General features: G+C 59.7%; 11 protein-coding genes and 1 pseudogene. 5 read left to right on the top strand and 7 right to left on the bottom strand.

Going from position 1 to position 14,365, the window contains the following annotated elements:
* Window positions 1–28 precede the first annotated feature (28 nt).
* The 4 genes and pseudogenes from LB543_RS18150 to LB543_RS18135 all read right to left on the bottom strand — a co-directional run.
* A pseudogene (locus tag LB543_RS18150) lies at window positions 29–217 on the bottom strand (transposase); the annotation flags it as partial.
* A gap of 160 nt (window positions 218–377) precedes the next feature.
* A complete protein-coding gene (locus LB543_RS18145) occupies window positions 378–1,841 on the bottom strand; it encodes a pyridoxal phosphate-dependent decarboxylase family protein (RefSeq protein ID WP_224615048.1) in 1,464 nt (487 codons plus the stop codon).
* Window positions 1,841–3,385, bottom strand: a complete 1,545-nt coding sequence (locus LB543_RS18140) for a hypothetical protein (RefSeq protein ID WP_224615047.1) — start codon at window positions 3,383–3,385, stop codon at window positions 1,841–1,843. The genes LB543_RS18145 and LB543_RS18140 overlap by 1 nt, the downstream gene beginning before the upstream one ends.
* 40 nt (window positions 3,386–3,425) lie before the next feature.
* A complete protein-coding gene (locus LB543_RS18135; protein WP_224615046.1) occupies window positions 3,426–5,156 on the bottom strand; it encodes a RimK family alpha-L-glutamate ligase in 1,731 nt (576 codons plus the stop codon).
* Window positions 5,157–5,528: 372 nt separating this feature from the next.
* Between LB543_RS18135 and LB543_RS18130 the strand changes: the two genes are divergently transcribed.
* From LB543_RS18130 to LB543_RS18120, 3 genes are read left to right on the top strand one after another with little or no spacing between them, the layout of a single operon-like run.
* Window positions 5,529–7,157: an ArnT family glycosyltransferase gene (locus LB543_RS18130; RefSeq protein ID WP_224615045.1), complete on the top strand. Its 1,629-nt coding sequence runs from the start codon at window positions 5,529–5,531 to the stop codon at window positions 7,155–7,157.
* Between the two features lie 17 nt (window positions 7,158–7,174).
* Window positions 7,175–8,314 (top strand): glycosyltransferase family 2 protein, encoded by a 1,140-nt coding sequence (locus LB543_RS18125; protein WP_224615044.1) that lies wholly within the window; start codon window positions 7,175–7,177, stop codon window positions 8,312–8,314.
* 39 nt (window positions 8,315–8,353) lie between these two features.
* Window positions 8,354–8,905: a phosphatase PAP2 family protein gene (locus LB543_RS18120; RefSeq protein ID WP_224615043.1), complete on the top strand. Its 552-nt coding sequence runs from the start codon at window positions 8,354–8,356 to the stop codon at window positions 8,903–8,905.
* 215 nt (window positions 8,906–9,120) lie between these two features.
* Here LB543_RS18120 and LB543_RS18115 read toward each other — a convergent pair whose 3' ends face one another.
* Together LB543_RS18115 and LB543_RS18110 are read right to left on the bottom strand one after the other, a co-directional pair.
* Window positions 9,121–9,510 carry a hypothetical protein gene (locus LB543_RS18115; protein WP_140765527.1) on the bottom strand — a complete coding sequence of 130 codons (390 nt, stop codon included), beginning with the start codon at window positions 9,508–9,510 and terminating at the stop codon, window positions 9,121–9,123.
* A 1-nt stretch (window position 9,511) separates the two neighbouring features.
* Window positions 9,512–10,615 carry a hypothetical protein gene (locus tag LB543_RS18110; RefSeq protein ID WP_224615042.1) on the bottom strand — a complete coding sequence of 368 codons (1,104 nt, stop codon included), beginning with the start codon at window positions 10,613–10,615 and terminating at the stop codon, window positions 9,512–9,514.
* 1,166 nt (window positions 10,616–11,781) lie between these two features.
* Here LB543_RS18110 and LB543_RS18105 point away from each other — a divergent pair.
* Together LB543_RS18105 and LB543_RS18100 are read left to right on the top strand one after the other, a co-directional pair.
* Complete coding sequence (locus tag LB543_RS18105) at window positions 11,782–12,438, top strand: class I SAM-dependent methyltransferase (protein WP_224615041.1); 657 nt, start codon at window positions 11,782–11,784, stop codon at window positions 12,436–12,438.
* Between the two features lie 615 nt (window positions 12,439–13,053).
* A complete protein-coding gene (locus tag LB543_RS18100; protein ID WP_224615040.1) occupies window positions 13,054–13,587 on the top strand; it encodes a DUF4142 domain-containing protein in 534 nt (177 codons plus the stop codon).
* A 587-nt stretch (window positions 13,588–14,174) separates the two neighbouring features.
* On the opposite strand, the gene LB543_RS18095 is transcribed toward LB543_RS18100, so the two are convergent.
* On the bottom strand, window positions 14,175–14,365 hold a 191-nt coding region (locus LB543_RS18095; RefSeq protein ID WP_224615039.1), incomplete at its 5' end, for an outer membrane protein.

Raw genomic sequence — 14,365 nt, 5'->3', positions numbered from 1 at the left:
GAAAGCATGGCCGTCCGGGTCGGATCGTGTCCCGGTCGCGGTAGCCGTTGCGCTGGGCGAGCCGCAGCGGGTTCTTCTCGCCATAGCCGGCGCCGGTGGCCGCGCCCACCTCCATTTCCATCAGCCGCTCGGCGGCAAAGCCGATCATCTCGCGCAGCAGATCGGCATCCGGGGTCTTCTCCACGAGCGTGCGCAGGTTCATCATGTCGTCGGTCATCGGTGGTCCTTCCGAAATGGGGTTGGCGTCAACAACCAAACCCTACCGGAAAACGCCGATGACCACCGACACCCCGCTCACTCGCTACAGCGCTACTAACGGCGCGCTCGCGAGCGGCTTCGTAACCGCCAGCTACACCACTTGATGGGACACGACCAAATTAGGCGCAGTATTTGGCGATAAATCCTACGAATTCGTCGATGTCGGCTCTAGTTGTTCGGTGATTGACAATAGCGCAACGCACCACTAGCTCGCCGTTGATGGTTGTCCATGAGGGCGAAGCCAAGCCGGATTCTTGCAGGTTCATGACCAAATTGCGGACAAACTCGGCGTTGGCCCCACGAATGCCGAAGCAGACGATGTTAAGGGCCACTGGCGCCTTCAGCTCGAAAGCAGGGCAACTCGTCAGGCGCTCCGCGAGGTAATGTGCGAGCATGCAGGTGTGCGCGATCGACTCTCCCATGCGGACCGTTCCAAGCGCCTCGATCGTCATCCATGTTTTCAACGCGCGAAACCCGCGCGACAAGTCCGGACCTAGATCGCAAGGCCAGGTTTCGCCTGCGGCAAGCCCGCGTTCGCCCCGCTGTAGATAGGCGGTAGGCTGCACGAATGTACGCTTCTGGGCATCGCCATCCCGCACCAGCAGGAATCCGGCATCATAAGGAACCTGACCCCACTTGTGAAAGTCGAGGGCCACCGATGCCGACTTTTCGATGCCTTTGAACAAACCGCGCAGGGAATCTGACAACACGCCGAGTGCGCCAATAGCTCCATCGACATGAAACCAGAGTTTTTCCGCGGACGCGATATTGGCGATTTCCGCAAGTGGGTCGATAGCCCCGGTGTTTACCGTACCTGCGGTACCTACGACCAAAAATGGCAAAAGTCCCTTCGCCCGGTCCTCCCTGATGCCTGCGCACAGTGCGTCAGGCAGCATCCTTCCGGCGTCGTCAACCGCGACGGTCCTCAGATTTGCCGATCCGATCCCGGACAATTGCATTGCCTGCGCGATGCAGGAATGAGCCTCTCTGGACGCATAAGCGGCGAGCTGGCGGTCGCAGTTCCCCAGGCCGGTCTCCCGAACGGACTGACCCAACGCTTCGTTCCTGGCGATCGTGACCGCGACGAAGTTTGCCATCGAAGAGCCGGTGAGAAACAATCCGCTCGCGCCTGTGGGGTAGCCAAGGGCTTCGCTCATCCAGCGCACGATCTGTTGTTCAACCGCCAGGCCAGCATGGTCGCGGCCGCCGCAGTTCATGTTCAGCCCGCCCGCTACGATTTCCGCCAACATTCCGATCGGCGTACCAGCACCATGAACCCATCCCATGAACAACGGATGCAGGTTGCCGGTCGCGAATGGCATGATGTGCTTGCGCACATCGTCCAGGACATCGCCCAATTCGCGAGGACCGTTCGGTAGCGGGCGGGCAAACCTCTCGCGCGTTTCATCGGTCGGTCGCTGCCATACCGGCTTCTGCCTGATCGTTTCGATGTGGGCGATCATGTCGGCCAGCAAGCCGTGCGCTACCTCGCGAAACTGATCCCAGTTCGATGGATCAAGGCTGGTGGAGGTCTCGGCCACACCTTTTCCTGCTGGGCGTTTCTGCTCGATGGATCGCGACATCAGGCATCTAGCGGATGTCGGAGGACAGCAGATAGTTTCTCGAAGAATACATCGAGCCTTGATTCGATCGGAGCGAACGCCTGATGCAACGACTGGCCCGCCGATATCCTCTTCGAGACGCTGATCACATCGTGGGCGGAGGCCGCGACGCGCAACACCGTGCGCGGACCGACACGCACGGCTTGCCCGACGTGGCAGATCGGGCCCTCGTTGAGACCGCGCATCAGCACCTGAATGGTTTGGCACTCCTCGAACGAAGCGAAGGAGCCCGCGCTATTTGTGACGGTCAGCGGGACCATTGCCCGTGAGCCGAGATGGTCGCCGTCATCATCCTGATGCAGGGAAATACCGCTGAGCGGGCCAGTTCGTGAGCGAACCAGGCGAACAAACTGTTCCTTGACGAGGTGTTGCCGGGGTTCATCGATCTCTGCATAGGGGTCAAGATGAGCCAACGCAGCGACCCACCGTAAACCCAGGCCCAGATTCAATTCCGACTTGAACGCGAAGGTCATCCGTTGGCGAAGGGTCGCCGGCCAGTCTTGAGCCGCGGTATATTCCGCCAGGCCTGCCGGAATATCGGAACTTGCCGCAATATCTCCGGCCAATCCCGCGGGGATGAGAAGTGCGCCGGAAAAAGGAGGCCCGGCGATGAACTTGGATCCCGTCACAGCCACCACGAAACCGTCTTCCAGATCCTGCCTCAGTTGGGAAATTGAGCCACGGAACTGGCAGGCATCGACGATAACCCGCACCCGACCTGGGGCAAGAGCCGCGGCGTGGCGCGCGGCTTGTCGGGTCACGGCCGGCAAGCCGGTTTTCGATGTGTCGAGCACATGGACGAGGACATCTCGATCTAGCTTGAGCTCCAGTTCGACGGTGGCGATGATGTCGGCATCGATTTCATGCTGATGTCGAGGCTTGCCTTTCTCGTCGCGGATGGCAATCGTGCGCACTTCAATGCGGCCCGGTGACAGCCCTTCAAGGGGAGCACCAGTCTCGACTGCGCTACCGAGTGCCGTCAAATCCGAGTAATGCCGCCCTGCCGCCGCCCGTGGAACCCCATTTCCTGTTTCGTCAGGTGCAACAAGCAAATTGGTCAAGGGGCGCCTGGAGAGGCCTGCAATCGTGCAGAGCGCGAGAAGCTCCGCATCCGTCCCGGAAGCGGCGAGAATGACTTGCGCTCCCGTACAGCCAAGATCGGAAACAATTCGCTCTCGAATGTCACCGAACCATCGATCGGATGCGACAGGCGAACGTGATTCGATATCAATGAGGCGTCGCAGCTCGACCCCGGCCGCCATCAACCCCTCCCGAGAGGCGTTGCTGGCCGTTGTCGACGAGAATGAGATCTCATCGTCCGCCGAAGTCGTGCGCGTTCCATAACGATTGCGCCGTGTGATTGCATCCGGCCAGATGCGCCTGTCGCCACCTGTCCCGAGCAGGAATGAAAGGGAGGCCGGCGAATGGAGCTCGCGATCCCACCCACCCATTTCCGAGGTCGGATTCGCCGGCACCTGCGGGATACCAAGCTGAATTGCAGGCATGACGTTCTCCGTAGTCGGGGGGATAGCGAACTGGTTTCGGTTAAAGCGGTTCACTGACCGCCACGGCACCGGCCAGGTAAGAGATCTTGGCGTCATGACTGATCAACGGTTCGAGATCGCTCGCCCGCTGAGTGAACTCCAACCCGCATCGGTCGACATAGGATCGATCGACGCGTTCGCAAAAACCCGGGTCGATGATCTTCTCTCCGTCCCAAAAAACGGCATGGCCGGTGTTTGGAACGGTCGGTGAAACCACGCCTATGATCGCGGGTTTGGCCCAGAGCATGTAGATACTGCTCAGAAGAACGAAACCGCACTTGTTGGCCACGCCCCGCATGATGGAATGGCTCATCGGTCCGCCGAGAGGGTATGCGGGATCGCAGATTCGTGCGATTTCCTCGACTTGTTCGTAGGTTCGGCCCGTGAGCATCGCCAGGACACAGACCAGGCAGTCGTCATCAGTTCTCTGATAGATCGCAGGTTTTCCCGTATGGGCGCATTCGATCGCTGGCGTGGACGTCGTCCGCGCCACGCGCCGTGCCAGTGCGCCTTCGAATGCCGCGAAGAGTTTGCGCATGGCGCTTTTCTTGTAGGGGAAGATGCTCTCCCAATCCATGGAATGAACGATCATCGCGACATCGGCTTCGAACACCAGCAGACGGCCATCTGCGAGTTCGGCGCAATCGATGGCGAAGTAGTCCAGCCCGAGAAGTCGATGAAGAGCATCGAATGCACGAGCGTGACGTACCGCGAAATCGTTGTCGAAGTTTGCCATCCACAACGCTTCCTCGGCGCGCCTGTCTTCGTGATGAGTCATGCCGGCGTTGAGGTAGTGAACCATCCAATGCTCGGAGACCGCGAGATGGCTGGCATAGGGCCGCCCGTTGATGAACGCGACGCGCTGCTTGCGGAATTTGCGGTCCGTCCCGCTGTAGTCGATGAACGGCGTGATGTAGAATTCGCTCTCGTCCTGCGAATTCAGATAGGCGGAGAGTTCCGGTCGCGTGGAGATCTTCTCCATTCCCTTGCCGGCATGCGTGCCGACCGGGCGGACAATCACAGGAAACGCGGTCGCCGCGAGGATTGCGTCGACCTCGATTTCCCCCGAAGCCAGCCTCTCGATCAGCGCCCGATCAGCGCGCGCTGCGGGCGGGGCAAGGATCGAAGGCTCATGCTTCAACGCCTCCGCGACCCCGTCCCTGGACAGGGCCATGATGAGACGTGGCGCGTTGTTCATTATGGGGCCGGACCAGCCGCGCAGCAGCCGGTGAAGGTTTTCCAGTACTGGAAGATTTACCGCGGACTCTCCGACGGCCACGAAGGCGACGTCGTGCTCGGGAACATCGTTCAGGTCCGCGGTGTCGGCGTCGACGTAGTGGACCAGCAGGTTCGCGTCGGAGCCCTCCAGCAGAAATTCGATCGGCGTGTTCGCCATGAAGTCGCCGGCCGTCACGAAAACAAGGACGTTCGGTCCTGTGCCTTGTCCGTTGCGTATCCGGTATTTTCGACTGATCTCGAGCGCGGCCTTCTGGCTGATGGCAGCCTTGTCTTCCTCTCCGATCGCGTGAAGGAGGATCGATACATCCAGGAACGCAGCGGCATCGTTGAGATCAGCAGATACGCGCGAGAACAGCCCGTCCCATATTGGGGAAATATCCCTTCCTTCAAAGACGGCGCGGACTATGGGGGCCTTACCCAAGATGAGGTTCGAATTTTCCGACACCTGTGCCTTGGCTACCGCGCTTTTCAAAGTCTCAAGCCCTTCCGTCACGCGGTGGTGCGGCCGTCCCGGCCGCGGCTTCGTTGCCCAACACGATGGGCGATTGTTGCTCTCAGCGCTTGTGCGAGCCTTGTGCATGCAGGCAAACGGGCCTTACGGATTTGTAATACCCCGGCAACGCTCCCGTATGTTTGATCGGACATAGTCGCCGACGAACCGCAGCGGCTACGTGTCCATAAGCTGGCGAGTTCGAGGGGTGACTTCCAAAGATGCTGGACCGCGGTTACTCCACCCTATCGGGCAAGTGGATCCGGATCGCCACGACCGTGGCTCTTCTCGCCATTGTCTGCCTGTTGATCGTCATGCCCGGCCATGGACCGCTCGCGGACGAACGTTCTTACGTGCTTTGGGTCTGGTAACCCAATGCTGTTGGATCAGTTCTGGGACGATACCGGTGCTGCCAGGCCGCGCGTTGCAAGCCTGGCCAAAGGCACTCCTGCTTCCCCTGTTTTCCAGCTGATTGTCGTGGTCGTCGCATTTCTGGTGCTCCGGATTGGACTTGCCTCGGTCATTCCGCTGTCGATCGACGAGGCCTACGCGGTCGTGGTGTCGCGCAGCCATTCGCTTTCATATTTCGACCACCCGCCACTGGGTTTCGCGCTGGCCCGTCTGATGGCGGATGTTTTCGGCTGTGAATGCCGGCTGGCCGCTCGGCTGCCTTATGTGTTGCTCGGCTCGCTCTCGACGTTGCTGCTTTTCGAAGTGACGCGCCATGCCTACGGCAAGGTTGCCGCATTCTGGGCCGCGGCCTGGTTCACCGTTGCGCCGTTCTTTCTTATTTCGGCAGGGCATTTCGTGGTGCCCGACGGGCCACTCGATTTCTTTCTTCTGGCCAGCGCCTGTGCCGCCATGCCCATGGTTCTGGGCGAACGGCCACGCTTCGCTTTGCTCCGCTGGATCATCGTCGGCTTCGCTTTCGGCCTGGCGCTGATGTCGAAGTACCAGTCCGGGCTGTTTGGCATCTCGGCCCTGCTTGTCTTGGTGTCGACGCAGTCCGGCCGGGCCGAACTGCGAACGCCAGGCCCCTGGATTGCCGGCGCCATCGCAACGCTTGGTCTGCTGCCCGTCATCATCTGGAATATGGACCATGGCTGGATCTCGTTTGCCTTCCAGACCGGCCGCGGCCTTGCCGAGGATGGCCATGCCCTGCATCCTGGAAATCTTGCCATCACGTTGCTGGGCCAGGCTGGCTATTTGTGGCCGCCGACCTGGCTTCTGGCCATGGGGTGCATGTGGGGCGCAGCCCGCAGCGGTTCGGTGGCCGATCGGTTCTTCGTGACCATCGCGGCGCTGCCGGTGGTGTTCTTCGACTTGGTCGCCCTGTTCAGCGCCCATTCCCTGCCGCACTGGTCGATGAGCGGCTTCCTGTTCGCCTTTCCGCTCTTCGGGCAATGGTGCAGCCGTCTTACCGAACGCCGACCTGGATTGCTGCGGCTGTCCTTCACTATCGCCGCCATCGTCGTTCCGCTGCTGACGATGGGGTTTGCGGTGCAGGTCCGGACCGGCGCCTTCACGCGGGCGTTTTATGAACGAGCGCCGAAATTCGACGTCAATTGGCAACTCGTCGATTGGTCTGCGTTGACCAGTGAGCCGCAGGGCAGCGATCTCAGCGGCGCCAACGCCTATGTGGTCGCATCGAACTGGATGCAGGCGGCGCGGGCCGCCGCCGCCCTTGGACCGGACGTACCGATAGAGGTGCTGCCGGGCGACCCGCGCCATTTCCAGTTCATGGACGACGGGCGCTTGAAGACGCGAAGCGCGGGCTTCTTCGTCGGCGCCCTGGACTTCGGCAAGGAAGCGGCTCGCGAGAAGGAGTATCGCGACAGCCTTGACGGACGATACGTCGTCGATGGCCCGCCCCGGCGCCTGATACAGCGCATCGCCGGCTTTCCCGTCTTCGAAATCCTGATCCTGCCGGTCAACCGTATTGTGGCATCGCAAGCACACTTGCCGGGCAACGGCCAAGCAAACGATGGCGGACCGCGTCCTTGAACCAGGCGACATACCCAGTGCCAGACGTCGAACTGGCGGCGGATACAAGCAGCGGTGCATCGCTGCAACGCCGCGGGGCGGAACTCACGGTCGTCGTCCCAACGCTGAACGAGCGCGCCAACATCGATCTGCTGGTTGCGCGGCTGCACAAGTCGCTGCTCGGGATCAATTGGGAAGTGGTCTTTGTCGATGACGATTCAAAAGACGGGACGATTGCGGCTGTCCGCGACATTGCCAGCCATGATTGTCAGGTTCGCGGTATAAGGCGCATCGCCCGCCGCGGCCTAGCCGGGGCATGCCTCGAGGGCGTCCTGTCCAGCTCGGCGCCCATCGTTGTGGTCATGGACGGCGATCTCCAGCACGATGAAACATGTCTTGCCGCGATGTTCGAGACGATGCGAGGCGGCGGGGCCGACCTAGTGGTGGCCAGCCGTTATGGAGACGATGGCGATGCTAACAGTGGACTGAGCCGGCTGCGTTCGGGAGGCAGCCGGCTGGCGACGCATCTCGCGCGGCTGTTGCTGAGGGTTCCGCTCAGTGATCCAATGAGCGGCTTCTTCATGGTGCGGCGTGACATCGTCGATGCGGTGGCGCCGCGCCTGTCGCGGCAAGGCTTCAAGATCCTGCTGGACATTGTCGCATCGTCGCCGACGCCGCTTCGCATCCGGGAAATCCCCTATGTGTTCGGTCCGCGCCTGCATGGACAAAGCAAGCTCGATTCCCTGATTGTGCTTGAATATCTGGGACTGCTGGTCGCCAAGGCGTCGGGCGATCTGATCTCGACGAGGTTTCTCGCCTTCGGTCTTGTCGGCTCGGCCGGTGTCGTGGTCCACCTCGGCGTGCTGCATACGCTGCTGGCCCATGGCCTGCCTTTCGCGGTAGCCCAGACCGCGGCCATGTTCACGGCCATGGCGTTCAACTATACACTGAACAACACATTCACCTATCGCGACCAGCGCCGGCTGGGCTGGCGCTTCGTCACCGGATTCGCGATATTCGCGGCGTTGTGCAGTTTTGGTGTGGTGGCGGGCGTCGGCGTGTCGACGCTTCTTTACACCAGTCCGTCGCGCTGGTGGGCGGCCGGGCTTACCGCCGCGGCCGTCGGCTCGGCTTGGAACTATATCACCAACTCCGCCATCACCTGGCGCGTGCGTTGATCGCCTGAAACGAGCCCGAAAACAGACGGAAATCCCCAAATGTACCAAATCGATGCCGCAGTGACCGCCTGGATCAACAATTGGACGGGACATGCTCCCGCAGTCGATTTCATCATGGTCTGGATATCGACGCTCGGCGTTCCGCTCATGGTGCTGGCAGTCGCCTTGCAATGGTGGCCGCCCCAGCCGGACCGGACCATGCGCCATGTGGTAGTGGCAGCCGGCCTGTCGTTCTTGCTTGGTCTCGGAATCAATCAGCTGGTGTTGCTGTTCGTACAGCGGGTGCGTCCCTACGACGCTCATGTCACGCATCTGATTATCGGGCGGACCGTAGATTTCTCATTCCCGTCCGACCATGCCACCGCGAGCTTTGCCATCGCGGCGGCGTTTCTGGTGCACGGCTTGCATCGCCGCGGGCTCGCATTTCTGGCGGCCGCATTGCTGGTCGTGCTGTCACGCGTTTATTTGGGAACGCACTATGTCAGCGACATTCTCGGCGGGGCCGTCACGGCAATCATGGCGGCTACGCTGGTGCGCGCAGCCTACAGGCAGAACACGCGAGCCGACCGTTTGATCACCGGCATATTGTAAAGAGGTATTAGTCGAATGGCGACCGGCTATCTCACCCGATTTTTGGAAAAATGCGCGGGTGGTCCGATACCTGCGCAGAATTTCCCGGAAATACTCTCAGAATTTCAGAAAATGACAGAGCCAAACCAGTCCGCGCGTCGGGGGTTTTGGAAGCCGTTTGACAGATAAACCGGAGCACCCAGCAAACTTGACTTCATCAGCGCCACGGCAGGCTCTTAGCGGTCGGTGAGGTACGGAGGCGCCGTCAGTTCCAGATGATACTGGCTGCCGTTGCTGGCCTTGAGGCCACCACGGACGAAATTGCCGCGGATTCGATACCGCCGATGCAATTCCAGACCGGCAATGCCCGATCCGACAACTGGCAGATCATGCGCCGAGATCCGACCGTGCGCCTCGTCCGAGAACAGCACGTAGTCGGAATGTCGCGCGAGCGGAAAGCCCATAAGTTCCAGTTCCTGACCAATATAGCGCTTCGGCTGCCATGTGACCGCGCCGATCCGATGCAGCGCACCGGCGGCGTCGGCCGAGGTCGCAGCCGAGGTGAGAATCATCAGTGCGGCAAGCGCCGAGCACGCGAACATTCGCCGGATGGAAAGGTTGTTCATGTCAGCCTGCCTTTGCAAGGTCCTGGTCCGTCTTGATGATGTCGAGGCCGTCAGGGATGTGCAGATAGCCTGGATTGCTTCCCTGGTGCTGCGTGACGCCATATTGCCAGAGCACCGTGTTGGTCGCCTTGTCTATGACGACCACGCGCTGGTTGAGATCATCGGTTGCAAGGACGTTGCCGTTCGGCAGCTCGATGGCCAGCGAGGGACGGTTGAGTTCTTCGTCCGGCTTGGGCTTGTACTGCCAGACGATTTTGCCAGCGCGGCTGATCTCGATGATTTTTCCGGGCTTCGTGTAGCCCGCCACTAGAAAATTTCCGGCCCTAGTCATTTGCGGATCGGAGGGATACCGGATCGGCAGCTTGAGATGCAGGATCTCCTTCCAGTTCTGGTCGAGCTCGATCAGGGAATGATCATGGATCGTGCTGACGAGCACGTGGCCGTTCGGCAGCGGCTTATCGCCGTTAGGAGAGTCGAGTGCTGGGGCTTCTCCCCAGCATCGCCCCGTGATCCCGGCCTGCCGGACGATCTTCTTGTCAGGGGAAATGTCAAGAATTCGGCAGTTGCGGATGTCGGCGACAATGACGTCGCCGTTCGGCAGCTTGTAGGCGTCGTCGGGAAAGTCGAGATAGCCCGGGTTCGAACCGGGCCGTCCGAGGCCGCCGTATTCCCAGGTCACCTTTTTTGTCTTCCGGTCGATGATGCGGATCACCTGCTGATGTTCGAGATTGGTGATGACGCTGTTGCCGTCGTCGGCGAAGAACGCGTCGTCCGCGCCCGAGCCAGGCGGAACGTCGGCGAAATGATATTCCCAGAGGATCTTCTTTTGCGGACTGACCAGGAGGAGGCGATTATTGCCGCGGTCGGCGATGAGAACGTCGTAGTCGCCGAGCGCGCTCGCGTCCGCAGGAGTGGCTGCAACTGCCGGATCCACCGGCTGCGGTTTTCTTATGGGTATTGGCGGGGTGTTGATTGGCTGATCCGGGAGAGAGCTTTCGGCTGGCGCACAATATCCGGGCCGGGCGAGCAGAAGAGCTACCGTGACCATCGTCGCGAAGAAGAGTCCCCGCCGGATCGGTTTGGTAGCTCGCATCCGTCGGGTCACGAGTCCTTTCGAGGTCGCGCTGGCTCCCTCGATTCGCCCGGAACCCATGCTTTCAAGGATTCGAAAACGACGCCCGCCTTCCGCTGGAGTATCAGCCGGTCGAGAACGAGAATGACGATCAAGACGAGCGCCCAGGACAGCAGAGTATCGCTGAGGAAGGAGGAGCACCACGCCGAATAGGAAACTCCAACAGGGGGTGGACGGGATCGTATGGGGACTTGACGTTCGGCCCTGCACCTTCCCCTCCGAAAAGCACGGTGCGATGACAGGTTGTGGCTCCAGCACGCGCCGCGCCGCCTGTGAGAGAAGCCGCAGAAGCGCACTTCGCGTACCGCTGACCTTATATACTAGAGAGTATCCTTGCCGGCAGTTGTCCGGTAACTTACGGTTTCGTAAGGATCGAGCCTGACAATGCTGACAGGCAGAGCAATCCGGCCGTCCGGACACCTCGTCGTGGTATGGTCCTTCACCGGGGCACCGGACTTCCTGATCGCATCGACTCCTGCGATCCACTCCTCGCGGGAGCGGGCTTTGCAATATTGATCCTCGTCGGCCACGTTAGTGCAGTTGCGGCAGAACTTAGCGCGACGGCTCCGTCGTCGGCGTGTGTTCGTGTTCGTAGATACCACTCCGCCAGAAAACGTCATCGCGTTCGTGATGGACAGAATGGGCTGATTGTTTTCTGACCGGCACGGCATGGAGCCTGTTCCACGATAACCGGCAATGATGGCGGCCGGCGTAGCGTTCTACCTCTCGCCATCCGGCTGATCGGTTTCGCCGTCCGTGCTCGGCCGAGCTACGCCATGTAGCGACTGGCCGCTTCCAAACCATACGGATTTGTGAGTCGCGCAATGGCTATATGTGGACTAGGCTTGCATCGGTCCATGCTCCGAATTGCATGATGGCCAAAAGCCACTCTGGCGCTTCACGACTTCGCCGATCATTTGCTCGACGGGCGTATTTGTCGCCCCGATCGTTGACTTGCCAACGACGCATCTTGGTCGGCTTCCAACCGGAAGCAAGAATGAATGTTGGATAAAACAAACCAGGAACCGCCGGTAATGCAATTGGTTCAAAGGGTCGACAGATGCACCGGAGACTATGGGCTTGGCCTTCAAGGCGCGCCTTATCCGTGCACCCCTCCGGTTCCGCAGCGTGAGTCGGTCTTGAAAACCCTTGATGGCACCCTGGGCCTGCATAACTTTATCGCCCAGCAGTTTTCTATGCCGGAGGGTATGTGCGGGCGCGTGACAGGGGCGGTTATGGGGCTGATAAATCATCTGCCCAACAGGCGCGCTATCGAAATATTGGACATCGCCGAACAGGATGATGTGCTCGAAATCGGATTCGGACCGGGTTTCGCGCTCAGGGAGATGTCCAAACGAGTCCGCAGCGGCACCATTACCGGGGTGGATCTATCTCCGGTCATGGTTCGCCAAGCCCAAGCCCGAAATCGAGCCGCAATTCAACATGGAAAGCTGAAACTGATCCAGGGGACCTTCGAGCGACTGCCGCTGGAAAGCGTCTCGGTCAACAAGGTTCTGGCCGTAAACGTAATCTATTTTTGTTTGCCGATCGGAACTGCCCTCGCGGAGGCCCGCAGGGTTCTCCGCCCGGGCGGAACAATGTCGATCTATGCGACGGATTGCTCTTCCAGGAGAAGGTTGCAATTCATTGGTCCGGAAACCCGGCAAACATTTGATCGGAAAGGATTGGAAGATTTCTTGAGACAGAGTGCATTTGCAACAGATCAAATCGATATTCAAACGGTTTGGTTGCCCTTGGGTTTTCGGGGCCTGGTGGCACGACTTTGCAAGCGGTGAATGCGGCCATAAAGATCGATGTGCTATCCTAGGCGCGCCCAGCAGCCATTGGGATGACTATCGTGGCAGTGTAAATTTGCCCGCGCTGAACAAACGGTTCGGCGCCGCAAGCCGCGGAAAGTTACTTGGACCCTACAACAGATAGCCCTCGCGCCGCGCTACGCCAACGGCTCCGCGCCAGCGCCCGTCGCTCCATCCGCCCAGCAGGGCACACCCAACGCCGGAAACGAACTCAGAACTGGATAGAAACTGGGGGCAACGTCAATCTCGCACCAGCTTTGCGGCGCTACGCCACCAACATCAAGCACGGCTTCCGTGATTGCCTTGTCACGGCCTCATCGGCCATCTCGTTGATGCCCTTCAGCCGCTCGATGAGCGCATGAAGCCGCTCGGTACGAATCAAGGTATTCGGCTTGGCCAACGGCTCGAACCTTCATGCCCGAGCTTCCATCAACGAGCCCTTTGGTGGTGGGAATGCTTCGCAGGCGATTCGATCCAGGTTGTTCGCGCTGCCGCTCGGCCTTCGGCAGCCACCGTTTTCATCGTATGGAAGGGAACCGTTGCACGGGCTGCCTTGTTAGACTGTCGTTAAATCAAGACCGATGGATCAATGACGTGAAGCACGCTATCGCTCGAGTTGCTGATCATCCTCGCAACGGGCCGCTCCGGGCACTTCTTGGACTGCTGCTTGCTGCTGGAATTTCAGCAGCCACGCCGGCTTGTTCCCAGAGCCGCTCTGACCGTGCCTTCCTGGAGTGGGCGATTCAAATCGAAATTCAACAGCAGGACATGGGAAGGATTGCAGAAAGGCGGGCGCAGCTCCCTGCGGTCCGAGAACTCGGCACCTATCTTCTCGGGCGGCATCGTCAGGCTGAGGCCCGGCTGAGACAGACTGCAAGCCGGTTGGGCGTTGCGCTTTCAAGCAGGCTGTCGGCGACGCATCTCAGGGTCCAAAATCGCTTTGCATCAATTCCGAGCGCAAATTTCGATAAAAGCTTCATTCGCCACGAAATAGGCGATTACCGCTATTTTATAGCCCATTTCAACGCAGCGGCCGCTTCCCGCGACCGCTCAGTTCAACAGTACGCGACCAACGAATTGGCCAGCCTCAGGCAGGATCAGACCAGGATCTTGACCCAAGCGCATTAGGGGTCGTGAATTTTCGCCGACGCCATGGCTAACTCCAGAAGGTACTGGTCCAAAGAGGGAGTGCGTCAACAAAAGCTATCCGATAGCGGATTTTTATATCCCGACCTTCTTCACAAACGCCCGCAATTCACCTGGAGGGGCGAGGCAAAAAGTTCGAAAAGCTTCCAAGAAGCCCAGCCAAACCGGATACTGGGCAGTCAACTTCGCTCCACGAGCCACTTCCCCAGCCCGCGTTGCCTTTTGCCCACGAAGAGAACCATAGCACATTCCGCGATATGGCTCCAATACGGCCTACCACTTGCGGTCGATCATGCGCTGCGCAATACTACCTATTGGGGAAATATAGCATTGTTGGGTAGGTCGCATGCCTGTCTATGTTGTTGCGGAAATGCACTATGATCGCGTCATTCGGTCTAAGGAAGTCCAAGCGAATAGTCCTGATTCGGCTGCATCGGAAATGAATGCCTGCAAGACTGTCTTTAAAAGATGGGCGAAGGACTGGTTCCGAGTGACCGACGAGGTTGGCAAGAATTCGCGTACACTATCGCCCGGCGAAAGAATTCTGCTTAAGCGACCGACACGTACTCTCAGAATTTGTAGTTAATTCTGGCGACGACAGTGTTCTCGGTCTCGCGAGCGCTGAGCACGAAGGCCGGATCTAGGCTGCTCGCGCCATCTTTCGAGCCAAAATCGTAATAATTCCATTCGACGCCAGCGGTCCAATGGTCATTGAAAGCGTATTCAACGCCGAGACCAGCCGTCCAACCCACCCGAGACC

The sequence above is a fragment of the Mesorhizobium sp. ESP7-2 genome (assembly GCF_020164715.1).
Taxonomy (GTDB): Bacteria; Pseudomonadota; Alphaproteobacteria; order Rhizobiales; family Rhizobiaceae; genus Mesorhizobium.
Note: the sequence above shows the minus strand (reverse complement) of the source record. Positions and strands in the feature narration are given on the sequence as shown.